Genomic DNA, 20,784 nt, shown 5'->3' with positions numbered 1-20,784 from the left:
GCATTTCACGGCAGCAACAGAAGGGGCTACTGTGCGAAGGCCCTTAAATCGAACTGCTTGGGCAATTAAGCCTTCTTGGCAATAACGTTGAAGGTCAGGTCGAAGGTATCGTAGATGGCTTTGTCGCCGATGCTCTCGAAGAACGATTTCGAGCCGTACTTCAGGCCGAACTTGGTGCGGTCGATGGTCATCTTGCCGGTGGCGGCGGCTACACCGTCTTTCACGCCTACTTTGGCGGGGAAGCTCAGGCGCTGGGTTACGCCTTTGATGGTCATGTCGCCGGTGATGGTGGCGTTGTTAGCATCTTTGGCGGCACCTTTAATAGGGGCCACGCTCACGATTTTGAAGGTAGAGGTGGGGTACGTAGCCACGCCGAAGAAGTCGTCGCTGCTCATGTGGCCCACAAACTTGGCTTGGTTCTCGGCATCCGTGATGTCGGTGGCTTTCATGGTCTTCATGTCCACGGTTACGGTGCCACCCACGATGGCATTGCCTTTCACGAGCAGGTCGCCGTCGGCGAACTGCATGGTGCCGTTGTGGCCGTGGGTTACGGCTTTGCCATCCCAGCCCAAGGTGCTGAGCTGCGGCTGCAGCTTATAGGCCGGGGCGTTGGTGGCCATTTTGGCGCTGTTTATTTTTTGCGCCGAAGCAGCAGGGGCACCGCCGATAACGGCAACAGCAAACAAAGCGGGCAACAGGAATTTTTTCATCTGAAAAAGGGAATTGGGGAAATTTAATAATTAATCGAGGGTATGCTACGGCCGGGCCGCAACGAAAAAATGTGCCAGAATGGCGTCTGCAGTTAATTCGGTAAAATCAATTATTCCTCCGTTCGAATTTTATCGAGCAAAGTGTTGAGCTGGTGCACTTCCGCAGGGGTGAGCTGGTTGATGCCGCCGGGGTTGGTAACGCCGGCTTCCTCGATGCGGTCGAGCAGGTCGAGGCCGGCTTTGGTGATGCGGATGTCCACGGCGCGGCGGTTGGCGGGGCACACGGTGCGCGTCACCAGCTGCTTTTCTTCCAGCCGGTCCACAATGCGGGAGGCGTTGCTGGTCTTGTCCAGCATGCGGTCGATGAGCAAGGCCACGGTGGCCGGCAATGGGTGCTGGCCCCGCAAAATGCGGAGGATGTTGAACTGCGGCAGCGTGAGGCCGAAGGGCTTAAATGCCGCCGTCTGGCGCAGCTGCAACCAGCCGGCCGTGTACAGTAGGTTGATGTGGGCCTTCTGAAACTCGTCGCGAAAGATGGGCTGCTTGATTTCGTCTTCGATGCGCATGGTAGGCAGTGGAATCGGTTGCAAATTTATGTAGGTACATTTAATGTTGCAACATTGTTCCCGATTATTTTAAAATTATTTTAGGTTAACTGGACGGTCTTTCTCCTTAACGCCGCAAAATGCGTATCCTCGCAGGTTCAACCACTTTTCTCATTTCTATGCATCGTCTTGTTTTCGTATTGCTGGCGGCCGCCTGCTTGGCCACCGCCCCCCGCCACGCCGCCGCGCAGGAAGGCGGCTTCCCCGTTAAAACTACGCCCCGCACCCAGTTTGTGTTTAAGGACGGTGAGGTGATGCGCCGCGAGGGCAAGGTGCTCACGCCCCTCACCCAAAACGTGAAGCTGGAAAGCGGCGTCAAAATCAACTACAAAAGCGGCATCGTGGAAATGCCCGCCGACAAGATTAACCCCCAGGGCAAGAAGCTGACCCTGCGCGAAGGCGACTACGTGCGGGCAGACGGCGGGGTGGTGTTTGCCACGCCCGGTAGTGCGGCAGCGGCCCGGGGCGAAGCGCCCAATGGCCCCAGCGGCAAGTTTGACACCTACGTGCAGCGCGGCCCCGGCTTCTCTGACCCCGCGATACAGAACTCCCTCCTCACCAAGAAAATTGAGCTGCTGACCCAGAAGATAAGCTTGTTGAGCCAGGGCCGCACCGACTTGCCCGACACCAAATCCATCGACGCCCAAATCGCGCAGCTCGACGCGCAGCTAACGGCCCCGAAATAAGGCCGGGATTAGGCAGGCAGAAACAACTGCCCGGCCTCCTCCCCCACCAGCCCAAACGGCTCATCCTTCACAATCAGGAAGCCGTCCAAGTCGTGCACCTCGGCCAGCGCGCTAATTTGCATGGCCGCCTCAATGCCCACCGTCGTTTCCACCATGCAGCCCAGCATGGGGAGCAGGCCGTGGGCATTTGTGCGCCGGAGCAGCTCAATGCCGCGCCGGAAGCCGCCGGCCTTCATCAGCTTCACGTTGACGCCGTGAAACTGCCGGGCAATTTCGGCGAAGTCGGCCGTGTCCGTCACCGATTCGTCGGCCAGCAGCGGCACCGTGCTGCGGGGGCGCAGGTATCGGTAGTCTTCGGCCAGGGCCGCGGGCATGGGCTGCTCGAGAAAGCGCAGGTGCACGCCGGGCAGCGCGGTGGCCTGCTCTAGGAAGCCGAGCACGCCGTCGGCGTCGGTCCAGGTTTCGTTGCCGTCTACCAGCAGGCCGTGCCCGGGCAAGACGCGGGCCACCTCCCGAATCAGCTCAAGTCCTTCAGCCTGGTTGACTTTGATTTTGAGCAGCTGAAACCGCGCGGCGTTTTGCTCCTGCAAAAACCCGGCAACGGCGCCGGGCTCCATAATGGGCAGCGAAAAGGCCGTGGGGACGGTGCGGGCAGGCTGCGGCACGCCCAGCCACTGCCACACCGGCTGCCCGGCACAAGCCGCCAGCCACTGCACCAAGGCCGATTCCAGGGCGAAGCTCAGGGCATGGGCCACGGGCTGGGCGGCCAGCAGCTCATCCAGCTCAACCAGGGAGGTTACGGCGGATAATCCGTTAGCTTGCAGCGCTTCGAACTGCTGCTTCAGCAACTCGGGAGTTTCGTCGTAGCGCACGTTGGGCGCGGCTTCACCGGTGCCGCTCTGGCCGGCACCCGATACGCGCAGGAGCAGGTTGGTTTTGGTGCTGGAAGCGTTGCGGGATATTTTCCAAACGTAGCGCAGGTGCAGCTCGTGGGTGGTCAGGGTCCAGGTTGGCATGGGTGGGAATGCAGCCGCCATTGGGGCGAGCCCCAAGATGGGGCCAAAAAACGAACCACCTACGTTGCGGCCGGGCAAATCGGACAACTAAGCCAGGAATCTTACCCTTTGGCCTAGTGGCAAAGAGCAAGCTGGACGGTGAGAATGAGCTTTGCAGCGTTATAATTCTTCTCCGTTCCATCTAAAACGCCGAAATCTGCTTCGCCCCCACTCCGATGAAAAAACCGTTACTTGCCTCCCTCCTTCTCAGCGCCATATTACTGGCCAGCAGCACCCAGCAGGCCGCTGCCCAGACCAAATCCACCGAAGCCCGGGGCTACATCCCATGGTTTAAAGTGCAGAACCAGGCCATGGTGCTCCAGACCGGCAACCAGTCGAAGCCGTTGAGCCAGGACATCACCTTGCCCAACGGCGTGCGGGTGGAGTACCGCACCCAGTCGGTGGTGCTCACCAGCGGCAAGCGGGTGGTATTGCAGGAAGGCGACATGTTGAGCTTGACCGGTGACCTCCTTCAGAAGGCACCCGCCCCCGAAGCTCCCATGCTGGCCCTTATGGAAGCGGCACCGTCGCCAGCCCCTGCCCCAGCTCCAGTAGCTCCTGCTCCGGCTCACGTAGCAGACGCTCCGGTAGCACCGGCCTTTACGTACCGGCCCACGGCGCCCGTCAATGGCAAGCTGCGCGGGGTGGTGGAGCTCGGGGCCAGCGGCTTCAACCTGTTCATCATTCGCATGGACGAAAAACGGAACTGGAAGCTGGAAAAATCCGAGTTTGGCAATAGCCTGGTGATGGAAAACATGGCCACCGCCGCCGATATCCGCACCGGCCTGAAGGCCTACATTGGCCAGATGCTCGACTTTGGGGTGTCGGCGCGCGACATTCACTTTGTGATGAGCTCGGGCGCGGCGCTGTCGCAGGGCACACACAACATCGTGAAGGGACTGGAAGAGCTTAAGTACGTGGTAACGACGGTGACGCCGGAGCGCGAAGGCGAACTGGGCCTGCTAGCCGCCCTGCCTCCCGGTTTTGCCAACAAAGCCTTTGTGCTGGACCTAGGCTCTGCCAACAGCAAAATTGCCTGGCTGGAAGGCAAAGAAACCCGCGTGACCGATTCGTACGGCTCCAAGTACTACGAAAAGCACACGGCCGATGCCGTGGTAGCCGCCGATGTAAAAAACAAGGCCGGGCAAGTACCCGCTAACCTGCGCGGCACGTGCTTTATTATAGGAGGGGCGCCCTACGAGCTGGCCAAGGCCGTGCGGCAGGGCCAGGAGCCCTACACCGTGCTCAAGCCCGCCAGCTACTACACTCAGCTCAACACCGCCAAAGCCAAGGCCGGCCTCAATATCTATGAGGCAGTGGCCGCGGCTACGGGTTGCCAGCAGTTCGTGTTCGGCTTCGATACCAACTTCACCATGGGCTACCTACTGTCGCTGCCTTAGCACAGCCTTTGGCCTTACCAAAATGCCTCGTAATCATTGGTTACGAGGCGTTTTTGTTCTGTCTGGCGCCCGCGCTTGGGGCGCCTACGGGCTTGCTGGCTGGATAATGCCGTTCTTTAGGCCTTCAATCCGTTATCCCGGCCTTTTTAGTTGCATGACGAAATCTCGCTTACTCCTCGTTGCGGTTACGCTTTTACTCCTGGCGCTCATTGTCACCATACTGACTGCCAATAATTTACTCGCGCTACCCCACGCCGTTCCGGTGGCGGCGCGCTGGCTGGCCCTGGCGGCCGTGGCCGGAGCCGTTGCGCCACGTCGCTCGCTCACGCTCTGGATTGTGGTCAGCATGCTGGTCGGCATTGAGCTGGGCCACGATGCGCCCGGCGTGGCCATGAACCTCAAAGTACTGAGCGACGCCTTCCTGCGGCTCGTTAAAACCATTATTGCGCCGCTGGTTTTTGCGACGCTGGTAGTGGGCATTGCGGGCCACGCCAACCTCAAGCAGGTAGGCCGCATGGGCTTGAAGGCCCTGGTGTACTTCGAGATTGTCACGACGTTCGCCTTGTTTATCGGGCTGGCGGCCATCAACCTCACCAAAGCCGGCGTGGGCATCAGCCAGGCGGGTGTGAAGGAAGAAGCACTGGCCGCCGCCCCGCCCCAAACCGCGTCGGACATCATCCTGCACATCTTCCCCGAAAACATTGCCAAGTCGGTAGCCGAGGGCCAGGTGCTGCAAGTAGTAATTTTTGCCATCCTGTTCGCCATTGGGCTGGCCCTCACCCCCGAGCGCCCCCGTCGCGTGATGCTGGAGTTCTGCGAAAGCCTCTCGGAGGTGATGTTTAAGTTCACCAACGTGGTGATGTATTTCGCGCCATTAGGCGTGGGCGGGGCCCTGGCCTATACGGTGGGCAAAATGGGTTTTGCGCCGCTGCTCAATGCCCTGCAACTGCTCCTGACGCTGTACGGGGCCCTTATTGCGTTTGCCGTGCTGGTTCTGCTGCCGGTGGCCCTGATTGCCCGCATCCCGCTGCGCCGCTTCCTGGCGGCCGTGGCCGAGCCGGTGAGCATCGCTTTCGCTACTACCTCATCGGAGGCAGCGTTGCCCCGCGCCATGGAAGCCATGGAATCCATCGGGGTGCCGCGCCGCATTGTGGCCTTCGTGATGCCCACCGGCTACTCGTTTAACCTGGACGGCACCACGCTGTACCTCTCGCTGGCGGCGGTGTTTGTAGCCCAGGCCGCGGGCGTACCGCTCACCTTTGGGCAGCAACTGCTGATGGTATTCACCCTTATGCTCACCAGCAAAGGCGTGGCCGGCGTGCCCCGGGCATCGCTGGTTATTCTGCTGGCTACGGTAGCCTCCTTCAACCTGCCGGCCTGGCCGGTGTTCATCATCCTGGGTATCGACGCCCTGATGGACATGGCTCGGACCGCCGTAAACGTGCTCGGCAACTGCCTGGCCTCGGCGGTAGTGGCCCGCTGGGAAGGCGAGTTTATCGATAACTACCATAACCCAGAGCTAACCGCAATAGAAGAGCCTATTTATAAATAGGCAATCCTTATTTATTGTAATTTTTGAGCAGGGGAAAGCTAGTAAAGTTGACCTTCCAAATTGCCTACGGTAGCAGGTTTTTTTGCTCCGTTCACCGAGAAACAACATGTTTGCCATCTATATCAGGTAATTTAGCTTCTCTTAGCTCAGGTTACATCGCATTGGCCTACATTTTGGCATTTTTTGAAGCCCTGCTTTCCCTTTACCCTTATTCTCACTAATTTACAGCTATGAAGCTCACTCGTCAACTTGCCCTGCTGGCACTTGCTCCGGCCCTGCTGGCAGCGCCAGCCTGTGTGTCGGTGAAGTCCATGATGAAAAGCACGCCTACTGCTAGCATTTCCAAGCGCCTGCCCGCCCTGGAAATCATGGCCGACCAAGGCCCGTTGGCGATGAACGACGGCGCACTGCCCGAGGACCCGCTCAAGCTGTTTCAACAAGAGTGCCGCGTGAACCTGACGGAGGCCACCGATACGGCAACCTATGGCTACGCCAAGCTGGTGGTGAAGAAAGTGCGCACCGTGCGCACGGGCCGCGGCTTGCAGGGCATTCAGGTTATCACGTTTATGCTGCCCGCCATCCTGGGCATTCCGCTGGAGTGGTACAAGACCACCCTGCAGGCCGAAGTGGAAGTGAGCGACGCGGCTGGCAACCTGCTGGGTACCTACGCGGGCACGGGCACCTCCGCCGTAAAGGTGGCTATGTACCACGGCTACTCCCAAACCACCGCTCCGCGCCTGGCCGACATCATTGCCCTGCGCGGTGCCATGGCCCAGATTCGGCCCCAGCTCGATACGGCGGCCGCCCGCCTGCGCCCGCTGCTGCTCTCGGGCGGTACCGTGGAGAACCCCACCCTGCCTTCGTCGTCGGTCGTTACCGGCAGCCGTTAAGCTCCGGCCGGGGCTCTGCCTCAGCTCAATTTTTGATATCGTCTGGCCCGTAGTGCCCAGCTTCAGCCCAATGCGGCCGAGGTGGGTGCTACGGGCCTTACCTTTGGCCTGCTATGGCTCACCTTCTGCCCTTTCGAGTTTCTACTGCTTTTTTCCTAACCGCAGTCCTGCTGATGAGTGGCTGCTGCGCCAACAACGTCTGCAACTGCCAGGATGACCAAGCGGATGCCATCAAGCTGCGCTTCTCGCCGCGCTTTGCGACTGCCGACCTGGACACCATTATCATTCAGCGCTCGCCGCTCCCCTACAGCACCACGACCAAGCCGGAAACGGTCACGCTGATTCGCACGGCGGCCCGGGCCCGCGACAGTGTGGTCATCAACAACACCACGCCGTTTGCCCAAGCCGGAACTGCCAAGCTCAACAAGTACCGCTACGTGGTGCAATACTTGGTGCAGCCGCCGCAAAGCAAGCCTGTACCCACCACGGTGTTGGTTATCGACAGCACCCGGCTGGCCGGCAGCCTCGACGGCAGCGGCTGCTGCACCTGCTACACCAATACCAAAAAAACGGTTTATGCCGCCCGGCCCAAGCGCAACAGCGCGGCAGCCGACAGTGCTTTTGTAATCGACCTCAAGCAAAAGCCGTACATCGAGTTAGTCAAGTAGCCGCGCCGGAAGTGGCTCGCGTATAGTACCTACCGCGCTGCAACGTTTGGCCGGAAATTCGTGTTTTTCGTTACCATGCCTGCTGAAACCCCCTCTCCGGTAGCCCCGGCGCTGCCCGAGTCGCGCCAAAACGCCGCCCCGTCGCTTTTCCCGTTCCGTTCCACGCTCAGCCTGGAGCCACTCATTGCCTACTGGCAGGAGCGCGAGCAATCCACCAATTCCGGGGTGGCCTTGCTGGCCCACGCCATTTCCCAGCAGGTAGCGCAGGAATCTTGGTGCCGCGGCCCCCTCACCGACCACTCGGTGGTGGAGTGCGGCTGCGACTTAATTGAAACGCTCATGATGGCGGTGTTTCCGCCCGCCTCGTTTGCCACCGACATCAGCGGGGTGATTGGGCCGTTTCAGCGGCGCAGCTTCTATTCTACTCGCTTGTTCGAAGCGGTGATGCTCAACAAGGACCGCACCATCAAGCAGCCGCTCAACATCGACATGGCGGCCATGGAGCGACAAATGGGGCTGATGGCCTACCACCTCGTGCTGCACCGCGTGTACGGGGCCGAGCTGCCGGCCCTAGGCACCATTATTTTCACGGTGCCGGACTACAAAATTGGGCTGTACCGCCATTACGGGGTGGTGTTCAACTCCGACTTTGTGCGGGTAAAAGTGGTGGGCGAGCCGCCGGTGCTCACGCCCGAGCAGGTGGAAACGCTCATCCACAACCGCCACCGCCCCGAGCTGTGGAGCGAGCTGCTGCCCGCCGAGCACTTTGAGCTGGAAGGCTTCAATATCATCCAGCTAGTCGACGTGACCGAGCAGGAGATACTATCGGAGCTGAAATACGACCTACTGGAGCGCGACGTGCTGCAAACCCCAGCCCGCTTCGAGCAGATTCAGGAGAAGCTGCGGGTGCTGTTTGCGCAGCCGGCGCTGCAGCTCGGCATAGCGGCCTACGATGAGAAAAAGCGCGCCTTTGTGGATTTTGGGCGCAAAATCAACCACAGCTTCCTCACCAAGCAGGTGCAGCACCAGTCGGCCAGCAGCAGCTTCCGGCTGATTTATGACCGCCTCCTGCGCGAGCGCGAGCCCCTGGTAATGAAGGACGTGGCCACGGCCGACATCCCCGAAGACCTGCGCCAGCAAATCCTGGGGCTGGGCATTCATTCCACCATCTTGGCGCTGCTGCCCTATGGCAACGACACGGTGGGCTTGCTGGAGCTGGGCACGCCGGCGGTGGGCGGGCTCGATGAGTTCGACATGGACAAGGTGGCCCAATTCATGCCCCTGTTTGCGGTGGCCGTGAAGCGCAACGCCGAGGACCTGCAGGCGCGGGTGCATGCCATTATCCGCGAGAAGTTTACGGCCATTCACCCCACCATGGAGTGGCGCTTTATGGACGCGGCCCGCAACCTGCTCGCCGAGCTCGATGCCGGCAACCGCAACGCCGAGATGGAGGCCATTGTGTTTGAGGACGTGTACCCGCTGCACGGCTCCTGCGACATTCGGGGCAGCAGCACGGCGCGCAACGAAGCCATTCAGGGCGACCTGATTGAGCACCTCACCCTGGCCAACAAGGTCCTGAAAAAGGCCTCCGAGTACCAGCACCTGCCCATCCTCGACGAGCTCAAGTTCTACGTTACCAAGAACCTAAAGCGCCTGCACGAGGGCATGCTTTCTGGCGACGAAGCCAACATCTACGACTCGCTTTCGCGCGAAGTGGAGCCGTTGTTTGAGTACCTGGCCACGCACACGCCCGAGCTGCGCCCCGTCATCACGAAGTATTGGGATAATATCGACGACAAGCTCGGTATTCTCTACAAGCGCCGGAAGGACTTTGAGGTGAGCGTGACCACCCTGAACGATGCCGTGAGCGACTTTCTCGACGAGGAAGAGGACAAGGCGCAGCACATGTTTCCGCACTACTTCCAGCGCTACAAAACCGATGGCGTGGAGTACAACATCTACGTGGGCGGCACGCTGGTGGAGAACAAGCCCTTCGACCTGGTTTTCCTGAAAAACCTGCGGCTGTGGCAGCTGCTGACGATGGTGGAAATCACGCGCCGCACCGCCGCCTTGCGCGATACGCTGCCCGTGCCACTCGAAACCACGCAGCTCATTCTCATTCACGGCCAGCCGCTCAGCATTCGCTTCCGGCAGGATGAGCGCCAGTTCGACGTGGACGGGGCCTACAACATCCGCTACGAAATCATCAAGAAGCGCATTGACAAGGCCACTGTGCAAGGCACCGGCGAGCGGCTAACCCAGCCCGGCACCATTGCCCTGGTATACGCCCAAACCCGCGAGGCCGTGGAGTACGTCGAGTACATCGACTACCTGCAGGACCGCGGCCTGCTGGAGCCCGGCGTGGAGGAGTTAGAGCTGGAAGAGCTACAAGGCGTGAAGGGCCTGCTGGCCTTGCGTGTGCAGGTAAAGCTGTAGACATGAGAAACGGGTGGGCCAGCCGCAGGAAGAAGTGTCTGCACCTTACTCCTTGGCGCCCAACACCACTTCCTCTTCCTTCCAGAACAGCTTGAGCCCGGCCCGGCAGACCACCAGCCAGGCTGCGCCGCCGGCAAAGCCGGCCAGCACATCGGTGGCGTAGTGTGCGTGCAGGTACACGCGGGTCAGCCCAATCAGCCCCACCCAAATCAGCAGCGGCGCGACCAAGCCGGGCCGCGCAAAGTGCCTCGCCAGCAGCCATGCCAGGCAGCCGTAGAACGTCATGCCCAGCATGGCGTGCCCGCTGGGAAAGCTCAGGCCCAGGGTGTGGAGCAGGGCGTTGCTGGGCCGCGGCCGCCCGAAGTACCACTTCAGCAACTGGTTGAGCACGATGCCGCCGAACATGGCTAGGACCAGTTCCCAGCCTTCGCGGGGGTGGCCGGCCCGGCGTATCAGAAAGGAGGCCAGAATGCTTCCAGGCAGCAAAAACGGCAGCGCCGCAAAGAAGGTCACGAACCGCACGGGCCCCGTGAGGCCGGGAATGGTATGGCGCCAGCTGTCGACGATGCCCGACGCCCAGTTGTCGAGCGCCATGGAGTGGTGCACGAACACGACCCGGGCCAGGTAAAAAAACACCGCAAACGCCGCCACAAAAAGCACCGCCCCAAACACGATTTCGAGGGTGAGCAGGCCGGCCAGCGCCAGCAAGCGGGAGGTAAAGCGGTTCATAGGCACGTGGGCCGCTAAAATGCGAGGAGAGGTTTTGGTACCCCAAATACGCAAAACGAAAAAAGCCAGCCCAATTGGGCTGGCTTTTTCAAAAACGTGCGCTCGGGGAGACTCGAACTCCCACACCTTGCGGAACTGCCGCCTGAAGACAGCGCGTCTACCAATTTCGCCACAAGCGCATGCAGTGGGCAAAAAGCCGCTCTCCGTTAGGAAGTGCGGCCTTTTGATGGTGCAAAGATACAGTCCCATTTTGCAGCTAAACAACACCCAGCCCAATTTTTTCGCAGCGCCCGGGCGTATTGCGCCACCGATAATTGTTTCTCAGTTACTTGCAGAGCCATTTTTTTTCTTCCCTCCTCTCTTTTTACATGCCCGACCCAATTGCTGCCCCACTTCCAGCCTCTGCGGCCACCGAGCCACTCACGGGGTTCGACCGCGTGGCGTGGTGCTACGATGCGCTCACCGGCCTGGTGTTTGGGCCCACCCTGAAAAAAGCGCAGCGGGCGGCGCTGGCCGGGTTGCCGGCCGGGGCCCCGCGCGTGCTCATTCTGGGCGGAGGCACGGGCTGGATACTCACGGAGGTGCTGCGGCGCCGACCCCAGGCCACGGTGCTCTACCTCGAAGCGTCGCCGAATATGCTGGCCCGCGCCCGCACCCGGCTAGCCCAGGAATGCCCCCATACATCTGCTCAGGTGGAGTTTCGCCACGGTACGCAGGCCGCGCTAGGCCCGATGGAGCAATTCGACACCATTATTACCTTTTTCGTGCTCGACTGCATTGCGCTTTCCGAGATTGAAACGGCCCTGGCGCAATTACGGGCCGCCCAGCGGCCGGGGGCGCCGTGGCTACTGGCAGATTTCCGCCCAGCCCGGCGGGGCTGGCGCCGGGTGTTGCTCACACTCATGTATGTTTTTTTTCGGCTCACGACGGGCCTGCGGGCACGGGAGCTGCCCGACCTGCACCCGGCGTTGGGCCGCCTCGGGCTTAGCCCAACGAGCAGCGCCGTGTTTTTTGGTGGGGCCGTGGAAGCCGCAGTTTTTAGGCAGATTGAAGCTATTCCGCAAGATTGATGTGCTAGCTACTGCAGGCGCTGCAGAAGGCTCAAACATCAATTTAGCAGTACCGAACCCAATTTTTAGCGCACCAACCAAGTTCCTATTGCAGGTTTACAGCAACTTTGTGCGCCTAGCTGTTTCAGCTTGGTTTTTGAATTTCTTAGGCTCGCTATTATTTCTGCTCATGAAACAGGTTATTACTGCCACTATTCTACTGACACTGAGCCTGGCAGGGACAGAGGCGCAGGCCCAGGCGAAGGCCGATGCAGGCCCGGCCGTGCGGTACTCGGTGGCGTTTCCCAACGCGGTGCACCACGAGGCCCGGATTACGGCCACGTTTTCGGGGGTGCCCAGTGGGCAGGTGCTGCATGTGCGCATGGCCCGCAGCTCGCCGGGGCGCTACTCGCTGCACGAGTTTGCCAAAAACGTGTATTACGTGGTGGCCACCAATGGCAGCAACCAGCCCCTATCGCTCAACCGGCCCGACCCGTATGGCTGGGACGTGAAGACCGGCGCCGATGGCACCGTGGTGTTCAACTACACCCTCTACGGCGACCGCACCGACGGCACCTACGCCGGCATCGACCAGCAGCACGCCCACCTCAACATGCCCGCCACGCTGTGCTACGCCACGGGCCTGGAAGGCCGCCCCGCCGAAGTGAAATTTGACCTACCCGCCGGCTGGCAGGTGGCCACCCAGCTGCGGGCCAGCGCCGACAAAACCACCTACACCGCCCCTAACCTGCAGTACCTTATGGACAGCCCGGTTTCCCTGGGCGCCCAGCAGGTGCGCACCTGGCCCGAGGGCGACCAGACCATTGAGCTGGCTGTGCTCTACCAGGGCCCCGTGGCCGAAGTGGATGCCTACGCCAAGAAAGTACAGCAGGTGGTGAAGGAGGAAAAGGCGATTTTTGGTGAGCTGCCCACCTATGATTTTGGCCGCTACACCTTCCTGGCCGACTACCTGCCCCAGGCCAGCGGGGACGGCATGGAGCACCGAAACTCCACTTCCGTCACGAGCCCGCGCTCCCTGCACAACGAGGAGGCCACGCGCAACCTGGGCACGGTGGCGCACGAATTCTTCCATGCCTGGAACGTGGAGCGCCTGCGCCCCTGCGACCTGGAACCGTTTGACTTCCAGCGGGCCAACATGAGCGACGCCCTGTGGTTTGCCGAAGGCTTCACGCAGTACTACGGCCGCCTGGCCCTGCGCCGGGCCAAGCTGATTGAGGACGAAGAATTTCTCGGCGACATCGGCCGCTGGGTAAACCTGCGCCAGAACAGCCCCGGCGCGCGCTTCGCCTCCCCCATCGACATGAGCCGCCAGGCCGCGTTCATGGACGCCGCCTCCAGCATCGACCCGCTCAATTCCGGCAATACCTACCTGTCGTACTACGACCAGGGCGCTGGCATTGCGCTGGTGCTCGATTTGCAGCTGCGCCAAAACTACCGCACCACGCTCGACAAGTTTATGCAGTCCATGTGGGAGCAATACGGCAAGAAGCAGGCAGGCTACGCTCCCGCCAACCCCTACACTGTAAAGGATTTGCAGCGGGTGCTGGGCGAGGTGAGCAAAGACACCGTATTTGCCAACCGCTTCTTCCGTCAGTACGTGTACGGCCACGAGCAGCCCCGCTTCAGCGAAAGCCTGCTCGGGGCGGGCCTGGCTCTGGTGCCGGCCCGGACGCCGGGGGTGGCGCTCGCCCACCAGGTGGCATTCGACGAGTCCGCCCGTTGCGTAGTGGCTTATAATACCCAGGTTGGCTCGGGCCTCTACAAAGCCGGCATCGACCGCGGCGACCAGCTGGTGACGCTTGATGGCAAAGACCTCAAGAGCCCCGCCGACCTCGACGGCGTGCTGCGCAAGCACTCGCCCAGCGACGTGGTGTTTGTGAAGGTGAGAACCCGGGGCGGAGCCGAAAAAACCACGCAGCTCATCCTCTCCGAAGACCCCAACATGCAGGTAAAGCCCGTGGAAGCCGTGGAGAAAATGGTGTATTCGCCCAGCCAGAAAGCACTGCGCGAGGCGTGGCTGTCCAGCCAAGTGGCCAACTAAACCCGCGGCGTAGGGTTTCGTTAGTTAAGCAACACAAATTGCCCGGTTACCGCGCGTAATCGGGCAATTTTATCTTTCAGGTTATGGCCAAACGCATTTCTTACCTCCGCAACGAAGCCCTGCCAACCGTGCGGCCCGGCTACCCCGGCAACAAGCTTTTCGGCGATGAATTCGCCAACGGCGAGGAGCTGTTTGAGCCCGCGTTTTCCACCGTGCTCAAGTGGCAGCTCACCGCTAACCCGCAGAAGGCCGAGAAAAAGGCCGACACCTGGGCCCCCGCCGTGGTAGACTGCACGGCCGCGTTTTCCGCCCAGGAAGACATGCTGGTGTGGCTGGGGCACTCCAGCTTTTTGCTGCGCGCGGCGGGCGTGACGCTGCTGTTTGACCCCGTCCTGTTTAGCTCAATTGGGCTGCGCCACCGCCATGCCCTGCCCTGCGCGCCGGAGGCCATCACAGGCATCGACTACCTGCTGCTCTCGCACGGCCACCGTGACCATCTGGACGAAAAATCCCTGCGCCTGCTGGCGCAGCAGAACCCGCAGATGCGGGTGCTGTCGTCGCTGCGCATGGGGCCGCTGCTGCAAGGCCTGGCGCCGGGCCTGCCGGTGCAGGAGGCCGGCTGGTGGCAGCAATACGACTTGGGGCCAAACGCGCCGCTGGAAATCTTTTACCTGCCCGCGGCCCACTGGCACCGCCGGGGCCTGGCCGACCTGAACCGCGTGCTCTGGGGCAGCTTCCTCATCCGGGTCGCCGACAAGCTCATCTACTTCGCCGGCGACACCGCGTATGCCGAGCATTTCGAGACCATCGAAGAGCGGTTTGGCCCCGTCGACATTGTGCTGATGCCCATCGGGGCCTACAAACCTGCCTTCATGATGGCCAAGAGCCACGTCAATCCGCACGAGGCCGCCAAGGCCGTGAACGTGCTGCGGGCCGGCCACATCGTGCCCATGCACTACGGCACCTTCGACCTATCCGACGAGCCCGCTTCGGAGCCCTTGCGCCAGCTCACCGACGTGGCAGCGGGCGGCATGCTGCGCGGCGAGCTTCACACGCCCGCCGTGGGCGAAGTACTGCGCTGGCAGGATTGGGAATAGCACCCCGGCGTTACTTCTTGATTTCTGCCAGAAACTCAGTGGCTTCATCGTGGTTAGCTCCGGCTTTAGTGGCCGCTGCTATTGATTCCATAGCCGCAGTGGAAGCGTCGGCATCGTTGCCCAACTTATGCAGGAGTTTGGCCCGTGTAAGGAGGTAAAAGTGGCTTCTGTCAGCGGCAATGGCTTGTTGAATTATCTGGTCTCCCTTGGCTAGCAGTGCTTTGTCGTCGACGAAAGCGGTAAGAATGGCGGTGGCATAGTTCAGCGTGAAACTATCCTGGGCAGCGAACTGCTGGCCGTAAGCAAGCGTGGCATCAACGTATGCCGGCCAGTTGCGCTGCATCATGAAGTACTGGACTTGGGCAAGTTCCTGCCACTGCTTGGCTTGGGCGGGCAGCAGCCGGGCTATTGATTGCTGCAGGTTGCCCAGCCCAACCTTGTCGTTCTTATGACCAAGGGCGTTGGCGGCATTGCTGATGAGTTCCCGGCTTTTCCTGGTAACGGCCTCCTGCCCAAACTTCGGCACAAATTCGGCCTGATGTTGCAGGAAATACTGCGTGGCCAGCGACTCATAAGGCAGGAACTGATTGAAAATGTATTCCAGGTTTTTCTGCGAAGACATCTCCTGCGCACTCTGGGTTTTCAGGTACTCGCCCGTTACCTGGGTATGCAGCGCTTCTTCTTGCGCGATACCCGGGGCTTTGCTAAAGGCGTAGAGCAGCGCGGCCGTTCGGTCCCCGGAAGCGTAACGGTCTTTCAGTGCGAAGTATGCTTTGCTGGGGTTGAGCGCATCCTGGCCATCCTGAATAAATTCAGCGGCAGGTTTTCCGCCTCCGCTTCGGTGCAGCGGCTTGCCCTCGGCCGTGAAATACAGGTAGGCGGGCAGCGACCGAATGCCGTACCGAGTGGACAGCGCTTTACCCTCGCCTTCGTCGATATTGGCCTTATAGCTCACGAAATGAGCGTTGTAATAGCGTGCTACCGCGGTATCGGGAAAGACATCGCGCGACATGCCCACGCAGGGACTGCAGCTGGGCGACCACGCGTAGAAAAACACGGGCTTGTGCGCCTTTTTAGCCGCTGCCAGCACTTCCGTCCATTTGCCGCCTTGGAAGGCTACGCCAGTTCGCTGGCCATGAGCCGTAAGGGTGCTCAACATAAAGAGCCAGTAGAATAGGTAGCGCATGCTGCGGGATTGAGGTAGAAAAAGTGCGGGAAGTTTATCCTAAGCGTTGGGCCGGACTTGAAAGGCTTAAATGTAGATATAAATTATCCTGGCACTGTAAGGCCTTCCGCTACCCTGAGATATCGGCCCAACTTCTATGGTACACCGCAGCGCTTATGGGCGCTACCTTTGCTCCTTATGTCGCCAACTCTAGTTTTGAGCCTCGTTGCAGGCTACTTTGCCGTTCTCATCGTCATTGCCATCCTCACCTCGCGGGGGGCTACGAGCGAAAGTTTTTTTGTGGCCAACCGAAACGCACCGTGGTACATGGTGGCGTTTGCCATGATTGGCACCTCCCTGTCGGGGGTCACGTTCATTTCGGTGCCGGGCAACGTGTACGGCAAAAGCTGGAGCTATCTGGCGGTGGCACTGGGCTTTGTGGCCGGCTACGTGGTCATTGGCACCGTTCTGCTGCCACTTTACTACCGGCTGCGGCTGGTGTCCATCTACTCGTATCTGGAGCAGCGGTTTGGCTATTGGAGCTACAAGACCGGCGCGCTGTTCTTTCTGATTTCGAGGTCGTTGGGCTCGGCCCTGCGGCTGTACTTGGTAGCCGGCGTGCTGCAGCTGGCGGTGTTCGATGCCATGGGCGTGCCCTTCGCCGTTACGGTGGTAGTAAGCATCCTGTTCATCTACCTCTACACCTTCAAAGGGGGCCTGAAAACCATTCTGTGGACCGATACTTTCCAGACCCTGGCCATGTTGAGCTGCGTGGGCCTGAGCATCTACTTCATGTCGGATGCCCTGAACCTGGGCTTCAAGCAGTTGGTGACGTCCGTGACGGACAGCCCGATGTCGAAAGTTTACTTCTCTGATTTCCGGGACGATAAGTTCTTCTGGAAGCAGTTCGCCTCGGGCATGTTCATCACCATCGTCATGACCGGCCTCGACCAGGACCTGATGCAGAAAAACCTGAGCTGCCGCAGCCTGGGGGAGGCGCAGAAAAACCTGTTCTGGTTCACCCCGGTCATTGTGTGCGTCAACATCCTATTCCTGACCCTGGGTGTGCTGATGTACAAATACGCCGCCGCCCGCGGCCTGCACCTGGAGCAGCTGCCCCAGCTCCTGAACCTGAAAGGCGGCCTGGATACCGACAAGGTGTTTCCGTTTCTGGCCACTACGCAGTTTTCGCTCACGGCCGGCATCATCTTCATTCTGGGCATCATCGCCGTTACTTACGCCTCGGCCGACTCGGCCCTTACGGCCCTCACCACCTCGTTCTGTGTCGACTTCCTCGGCATCAACCAGTATCCCGAGAAGCGGCAGGCCCAACTGCGCCAGTTCACGCACCTGGGCTGGTCGGTGGTGTTGATTGGCATCATCCTCATTTTCCGCGTCATCAACGAGCAGAGCCTGATTGATGCCGTGTACAAGGCCGCGGGCTTCACCTATGGGCCACTGCTGGGGCTGTTTGCCTTTGGCATTCTCACCCGGCGCAACCTGCGCGACCGGCTGGTGCTGCCCACCTGCGTAACGGCGGTGCTGCTCACCTGGCTCATTGTGTCGCACTCGGTGGAGTGGCTCAACGGCTACAAGTTTGGCTTCGAAATCCTGCTGCTCAACGGCGCGCTGGTGTACCTGGGCCTGCTGGCCATTTCGCGCCCCGCCGTGGTGAACCCGATACCCCAAGCTGCGGTTTAAGGCATTATGACCAAGACTATCTTCTCGTTCCTGCTGCTAGTAGCTGCCGCTCCGGTGGCCCTGGCCCAGCAGCCCGCTCCCACTACCCAGGAGCCCATTGTACTCAAGGCCGACCACATGCAGGTGCAGGCCCACTCCGCCCCCAACCGCCCCGACCGGGCCCCAGTGTATCCGGGAGGCGAGCAGGCGCTGGGCTTGTTTTTTCTGGAGCACATCAACTACCCCGCCGCGGCCCGTGCCAAGCAGTTGAGCGGCACGGTGCTCGTAAATGCTACCGTAAACGCCGATGGCTCGGTGAGCAACCCCGTGGTGGCCAAGTCACTCTCGCCCGAGTGCGACGCCGAGGCCCTGCGCGTGGTGCCCCTGCTCACGGGCTGGCAGCCCGCCATGCGTCGCGGCCGGCCGCTGCTGGTGCTCATTCAATTGCCCGTGCCTTTTGGCGGCGCCGGTGAAATAAAAGTGGAGCAAAACCGTCGTCAGCCAAAACCGAGACGTTAAGATTATTTTTCGTGAGAGCCTTGCATTCGCAGGGCCCTGATTTTATTTATTGAATGGCCCGTAGTGGACTCAATACCAGCGGCAGCGACGCCCTCGCCGCCGACCTGCCCAAACCGAAAGTAAACAAGGAATCCCTCAAGCGCAGCCTGCGGATTTTCCGCTACGTGCTGCCCTACAAGGGCCTGTTTGCGGTGGGCCTGATGATGTTGTTGCTCAGCAGCAGCACCTTCATGGCGTTTCCATTTCTGGCCGGCAAGCTCATCGACGCGGCGAACCACAAGCCCGTAATCCTGCCCAACGGCATCGAGCTGGGCATCGACAGCATTGCGCTGCTGCTGTTCGTCATCATCGTGTTTCAGGGCTTTTTCTCGTTCGGGCGCATCTGGTTTTTCACGCAGGTGAGTGAGTTCACCGTGCGTGATATTCGCAAGGCGCTCTACGCCAAGTTCGTGCAGCTGCCCATCCCCTTCTTCGAGCAGAACCGCGTCGGGGCCATTACCTCGCGCATCACTTCCGATGTCAGCCAGATTCAGGATACGTTTTCGCTCACCCTGGCCGAGCTGTTCCGGCAGGTGTTTACCCTGGTTATCGGCATCACGGCCATCATGATAGTGTCGGTGAAGCTGTCGCTGTTCATGCTGCTCACGTTTCCGCCCATCGTGCTGGCGGCGGGGCTGTTCGGGCGCAAAATCCGCACCCTGGCCCGCAGCACCCAGCAGGAGTTAGCCACCACCAACACCATTGTGGAGGAAACCCTGCAGGCCATCAACTCGGTGAAGGCCTTCACCAACGAACAGTTCGAAACCCAGCGCTATGGCGCCTCGCTCAACCGCGTGGTGCAGGCGGCGCTGCGCAGCAACCTGTTCCGGGGCGGCTTCGTGTCGTTCGTCATTATTGGCCTCACCGGCGGCATCATCCTCATTCTGTGGCGCGCGGCCACGCTCGTGTACTCGCCCGGCCCCGACCACCTCGAAGTGAGCCAGCTGCTCACTTTCCTGCTCTACACGGCCTTTATCGGCGCGTCTATCGCGGGCCTCGGCGAGATGTATGGCAAGGTGCAAAGCACGCTGGGCGCTTCGGAGCGAATTCTTGAAATCCTCGACGAAACGCCCGAGCCCACGCACATCGAGCCGGCCGTGGGGCTGGTGCCGGCCCGCATCCAGGGCGACATCCGCTACGAGCACGTGGCCTTCCGCTACCCCACCCGGCCCGACATCGCGGTGCTCAAGGACATCAACTTCCACATCGCGGCGGGCGAGAAAATTGCCCTCGTGGGGCCCAGTGGCGCGGGCAAAAGCACCATTGCCGGCCTGCTGATGCAATTTTATCCGCTCAGCGGCGGCCGCATCATCGTGGATGGGCACGACGTGCAGGACTATGACCTCACGGCCCTGCGCCGACACATCGGCATCGTGCCGCAGGAAACCCTGCTCTTCGGCGGCACCATCCGCGAGAACATTGCCTACGGCAAGCCGGGCGCGTCCGACGCCGAAATCATCGAAGCCGCCGAGCGGGCCAACGCCTGGCAGTTCATTCAGGCCTTTCCCGAGGCGCTCGATACGGTGGTGGGCGACCGCGGCATCAAGCTCTCGGGTGGGCAGCGCCAGCGCGTGGCCATTGCCCGCGCCATCCTGAAAAACCCCGCCATCCTGATTCTGGACGAAGCTACCTCCTCTCTTGACAGCGAAAGCGAAAAGTTGGTACAGGGCGCTCTGGATGAACTAATGGAACACCGCACCAGCCTCATCATCGCGCACCGGCTTTCGACCATTCGCAAAGTCGATAAAATCCTGGTGATTGACGGCGGCCGCATCGTGGAGGCTGGCACGCACGAGGAGCTGAGCGAGCGCGAAGGCGGGCTCTACGCGAACCTGCTGCGGCTGCAATTTGAGTTGAGCTAAGCTTGGGTGTGGGCCTCCACTTGCGGCGCTGGCTGCACTTGGTCTAGCCAGATACTGGCAGCGGCGAGGTCGTCGAAGGTTCGTATCACAATCCCTGCCCTGGTGTGTTCAAGGATAATTTCGGTAGAAAGACGGCTGTAGATTTCGGGAGAATATACCCATGCAAAATGGCGGCAGCCTGCTTCATAGAGTTGAGGCAACAGCTCTTCGGCGCCCCATATCGCCGCATCGGCCCAGATACCGGACAGATGGGTGTTGTCGTTGAGCACTTTGGCACACTGCGCTCTTCGCAATGCATTCAACAAATTTATCGACCCCGTCATGACGTCTTCGCTATCCACTTGGCCGTGCCAATTGGCGTAGAGCCAGTCGTGGTCGGCGTCGTAGGTTAGAGTGAGGTATGGGTCCGAACTTAAGGTGTGCTGTACCATAGCATAACGGATAGCGAGAAACGGCGGGAGCAATAACCCTTAATTTAATATTTTTAACACTTTGGTCTTTGGATGAGGTGGTCTAAGCTAGCCGGACGGAAGAAGGACGTATATTTCTTCTGTTATGACAGCCAAAAAGAGCGGGTCGT

18 protein-coding genes and 1 tRNA gene are annotated in these 20,784 nt (G+C 60.4%); 12 read left to right on the top strand and 7 right to left on the bottom strand.

What is annotated here, in order from left to right; all coding sequences use genetic code 11:
• Positions 1-65: 65 nt before the first annotated feature.
• Both LJ738_RS12625 and LJ738_RS12620 read right to left on the bottom strand, forming a co-directional pair.
• Entirely contained in the window at positions 66-710 is a 645-nt protein-coding gene (locus tag LJ738_RS12625; protein WP_227786665.1) for a YceI family protein, read from the bottom strand.
• A 110-nt stretch (positions 711-820) separates the two neighbouring features.
• A complete protein-coding gene (locus tag LJ738_RS12620) occupies positions 821-1,300 on the bottom strand; it encodes a MarR family winged helix-turn-helix transcriptional regulator (protein WP_227786664.1) in 480 nt (159 codons plus the stop codon).
• 134 nt (positions 1,301-1,434) lie between these two features.
• On the opposite strand from LJ738_RS12620, the gene LJ738_RS12615 reads away from it, so the two are divergent.
• Positions 1,435-2,001, top strand: coding sequence for a DUF6799 domain-containing protein (locus LJ738_RS12615; protein ID WP_227786663.1), 567 nt, complete (start codon positions 1,435-1,437; stop codon positions 1,999-2,001).
• Positions 2,002-2,009: 8 nt separating this feature from the next.
• Here the strand turns inward: LJ738_RS12615 and LJ738_RS12610 are convergent, their stop codons facing one another.
• Positions 2,010-3,017: an enolase C-terminal domain-like protein gene (locus LJ738_RS12610; RefSeq protein ID WP_227786662.1), complete on the bottom strand. Its 1,008-nt coding sequence runs from the start codon at positions 3,015-3,017 to the stop codon at positions 2,010-2,012.
• Between the two features lie 215 nt (positions 3,018-3,232).
• On the opposite strand from LJ738_RS12610, the gene LJ738_RS12605 reads away from it, so the two are divergent.
• The 5 genes from LJ738_RS12605 (at position 3,233) to LJ738_RS12585 (ending at position 10,002) form a co-directional block, all read left to right on the top strand.
• The gene (locus LJ738_RS12605; RefSeq protein ID WP_227786661.1) at positions 3,233-4,456 is read left to right on the top strand and encodes a DUF6799 domain-containing protein; all 1,224 of its coding nucleotides are present in this window, start codon (positions 3,233-3,235) and stop codon (positions 4,454-4,456) included.
• 154 nt (positions 4,457-4,610) lie between these two features.
• Positions 4,611-6,008: a dicarboxylate/amino acid:cation symporter gene (locus tag LJ738_RS12600; protein ID WP_227786660.1), complete on the top strand. Its 1,398-nt coding sequence runs from the start codon at positions 4,611-4,613 to the stop codon at positions 6,006-6,008.
• Between the two features lie 230 nt (positions 6,009-6,238).
• The gene (locus LJ738_RS12595; RefSeq protein WP_227786659.1) at positions 6,239-6,898 is read left to right on the top strand and encodes a hypothetical protein; all 660 of its coding nucleotides are present in this window, start codon (positions 6,239-6,241) and stop codon (positions 6,896-6,898) included.
• Positions 6,899-7,011: 113 nt separating this feature from the next.
• A complete protein-coding gene (locus LJ738_RS12590) occupies positions 7,012-7,566 on the top strand; it encodes a hypothetical protein (protein WP_227786658.1) in 555 nt (184 codons plus the stop codon).
• Between the two features lie 75 nt (positions 7,567-7,641).
• Positions 7,642-10,002, top strand: coding sequence for a GAF domain-containing protein (locus LJ738_RS12585; RefSeq protein ID WP_227786657.1), 2,361 nt, complete (start codon positions 7,642-7,644; stop codon positions 10,000-10,002).
• 45 nt (positions 10,003-10,047) lie between these two features.
• On the opposite strand, the gene LJ738_RS12580 is transcribed toward LJ738_RS12585, so the two are convergent.
• Entirely contained in the window at positions 10,048-10,731 is a 684-nt protein-coding gene (locus LJ738_RS12580) for a phosphatase PAP2 family protein (protein ID WP_227786656.1), read from the bottom strand.
• 97 nt (positions 10,732-10,828) lie between these two features.
• A tRNA-Leu gene (locus LJ738_RS12575) sits at positions 10,829-10,910 on the bottom strand.
• A 189-nt stretch (positions 10,911-11,099) separates the two neighbouring features.
• Between LJ738_RS12575 and LJ738_RS12570 the strand changes: the two genes are divergently transcribed.
• From LJ738_RS12570 to LJ738_RS12560, 3 genes are all read left to right on the top strand, one after another.
• The gene (locus LJ738_RS12570) at positions 11,100-11,801 is read left to right on the top strand and encodes a class I SAM-dependent methyltransferase (protein WP_227786655.1); all 702 of its coding nucleotides are present in this window, start codon (positions 11,100-11,102) and stop codon (positions 11,799-11,801) included.
• Positions 11,802-11,970: 169 nt separating this feature from the next.
• Entirely contained in the window at positions 11,971-13,842 is a 1,872-nt protein-coding gene (locus LJ738_RS12565; RefSeq protein ID WP_227786654.1) for a M61 family metallopeptidase, read from the top strand.
• 83 nt (positions 13,843-13,925) lie between these two features.
• Positions 13,926-14,939 (top strand): MBL fold metallo-hydrolase, encoded by a 1,014-nt coding sequence (locus tag LJ738_RS12560; protein ID WP_227786653.1) that lies wholly within the window; start codon positions 13,926-13,928, stop codon positions 14,937-14,939.
• Positions 14,940-14,949: 10 nt separating this feature from the next.
• Here the strand turns inward: LJ738_RS12560 and LJ738_RS12555 are convergent, their stop codons facing one another.
• Positions 14,950-16,125 carry a thioredoxin family protein gene (locus LJ738_RS12555; RefSeq protein ID WP_227786652.1) on the bottom strand — a complete coding sequence of 392 codons (1,176 nt, stop codon included), beginning with the start codon at positions 16,123-16,125 and terminating at the stop codon, positions 14,950-14,952.
• Between the two features lie 177 nt (positions 16,126-16,302).
• Here LJ738_RS12555 and LJ738_RS12550 point away from each other — a divergent pair, with 177 nt between their 5' ends.
• Genes LJ738_RS12550 through LJ738_RS12540 form a run of 3 tightly spaced genes read left to right on the top strand, consistent with a single transcriptional unit; the run spans position 16,303 to position 20,204 of the window.
• Positions 16,303-17,805, top strand: coding sequence for a sodium:solute symporter (locus tag LJ738_RS12550; RefSeq protein ID WP_227786651.1), 1,503 nt, complete (start codon positions 16,303-16,305; stop codon positions 17,803-17,805).
• A gap of 6 nt (positions 17,806-17,811) precedes the next feature.
• Positions 17,812-18,303, top strand: coding sequence for an energy transducer TonB (locus LJ738_RS12545; RefSeq protein WP_227786650.1), 492 nt, complete (start codon positions 17,812-17,814; stop codon positions 18,301-18,303).
• 53 nt (positions 18,304-18,356) lie between these two features.
• Complete coding sequence (locus LJ738_RS12540; protein WP_227786649.1) at positions 18,357-20,204, top strand: ABC transporter ATP-binding protein; 1,848 nt, start codon at positions 18,357-18,359, stop codon at positions 20,202-20,204.
• Here LJ738_RS12540 and LJ738_RS12535 read toward each other — a convergent pair.
• A complete protein-coding gene (locus LJ738_RS12535) occupies positions 20,201-20,635 on the bottom strand; it encodes a hypothetical protein (protein ID WP_227786648.1) in 435 nt (144 codons plus the stop codon). The genes LJ738_RS12540 and LJ738_RS12535 overlap by 4 nt on opposite strands.
• Between the last annotated feature and the right edge of the window lie 149 nt (positions 20,636-20,784).

Origin of the sequence: Hymenobacter plasmatis (genome assembly GCF_020711255.1) — a bacterium.
Lineage (GTDB): Bacteria > Bacteroidota > Bacteroidia > Cytophagales > Hymenobacteraceae > Hymenobacter.
Note: the sequence above shows the minus strand (reverse complement) of the source record. Positions and strands in the feature narration are given on the sequence as shown.

What these genes read in the sequence shown, in the direction of transcription:
- LJ738_RS12580 (WP_227786656.1), bottom strand. Translation starts at nt 10,731, where the DNA reads ATGAACCGCTTTACCTCCCGCTTGCTGGCGCTGGCCGGCCTGCTCACC.
- LJ738_RS12625 (WP_227786665.1), bottom strand. Translation starts at nt 710, where the DNA reads ATGAAAAAATTCCTGTTGCCCGCTTTGTTTGCTGTTGCCGTTATCGGC.
- LJ738_RS12540 (WP_227786649.1), top strand. Translation starts at nt 18,357, where the DNA reads ATGGCCCGTAGTGGACTCAATACCAGCGGCAGCGACGCCCTCGCCGCC.
- LJ738_RS12605 (WP_227786661.1), top strand. Translation starts at nt 3,233, where the DNA reads ATGAAAAAACCGTTACTTGCCTCCCTCCTTCTCAGCGCCATATTACTG.
- LJ738_RS12610 (WP_227786662.1), bottom strand. Translation starts at nt 3,017, where the DNA reads ATGCCAACCTGGACCCTGACCACCCACGAGCTGCACCTGCGCTACGTT.
- LJ738_RS12570 (WP_227786655.1), top strand. Translation starts at nt 11,100, where the DNA reads ATGCCCGACCCAATTGCTGCCCCACTTCCAGCCTCTGCGGCCACCGAG.
- LJ738_RS12550 (WP_227786651.1), top strand. Translation starts at nt 16,303, where the DNA reads ATGTCGCCAACTCTAGTTTTGAGCCTCGTTGCAGGCTACTTTGCCGTT.
- LJ738_RS12535 (WP_227786648.1), bottom strand. Translation starts at nt 20,635, where the DNA reads ATGGTACAGCACACCTTAAGTTCGGACCCATACCTCACTCTAACCTAC.
- LJ738_RS12615 (WP_227786663.1), top strand. Translation starts at nt 1,435, where the DNA reads ATGCATCGTCTTGTTTTCGTATTGCTGGCGGCCGCCTGCTTGGCCACC.
- LJ738_RS12565 (WP_227786654.1), top strand. Translation starts at nt 11,971, where the DNA reads ATGAAACAGGTTATTACTGCCACTATTCTACTGACACTGAGCCTGGCA.
- LJ738_RS12545 (WP_227786650.1), top strand. Translation starts at nt 17,812, where the DNA reads ATGACCAAGACTATCTTCTCGTTCCTGCTGCTAGTAGCTGCCGCTCCG.
- LJ738_RS12560 (WP_227786653.1), top strand. Translation starts at nt 13,926, where the DNA reads ATGGCCAAACGCATTTCTTACCTCCGCAACGAAGCCCTGCCAACCGTG.
- LJ738_RS12590 (WP_227786658.1), top strand. Translation starts at nt 7,012, where the DNA reads ATGGCTCACCTTCTGCCCTTTCGAGTTTCTACTGCTTTTTTCCTAACC.
- LJ738_RS12555 (WP_227786652.1), bottom strand. Translation starts at nt 16,125, where the DNA reads ATGCGCTACCTATTCTACTGGCTCTTTATGTTGAGCACCCTTACGGCT.
- LJ738_RS12595 (WP_227786659.1), top strand. Translation starts at nt 6,239, where the DNA reads ATGAAGCTCACTCGTCAACTTGCCCTGCTGGCACTTGCTCCGGCCCTG.
- LJ738_RS12600 (WP_227786660.1), top strand. Translation starts at nt 4,611, where the DNA reads ATGACGAAATCTCGCTTACTCCTCGTTGCGGTTACGCTTTTACTCCTG.
- LJ738_RS12585 (WP_227786657.1), top strand. Translation starts at nt 7,642, where the DNA reads ATGCCTGCTGAAACCCCCTCTCCGGTAGCCCCGGCGCTGCCCGAGTCG.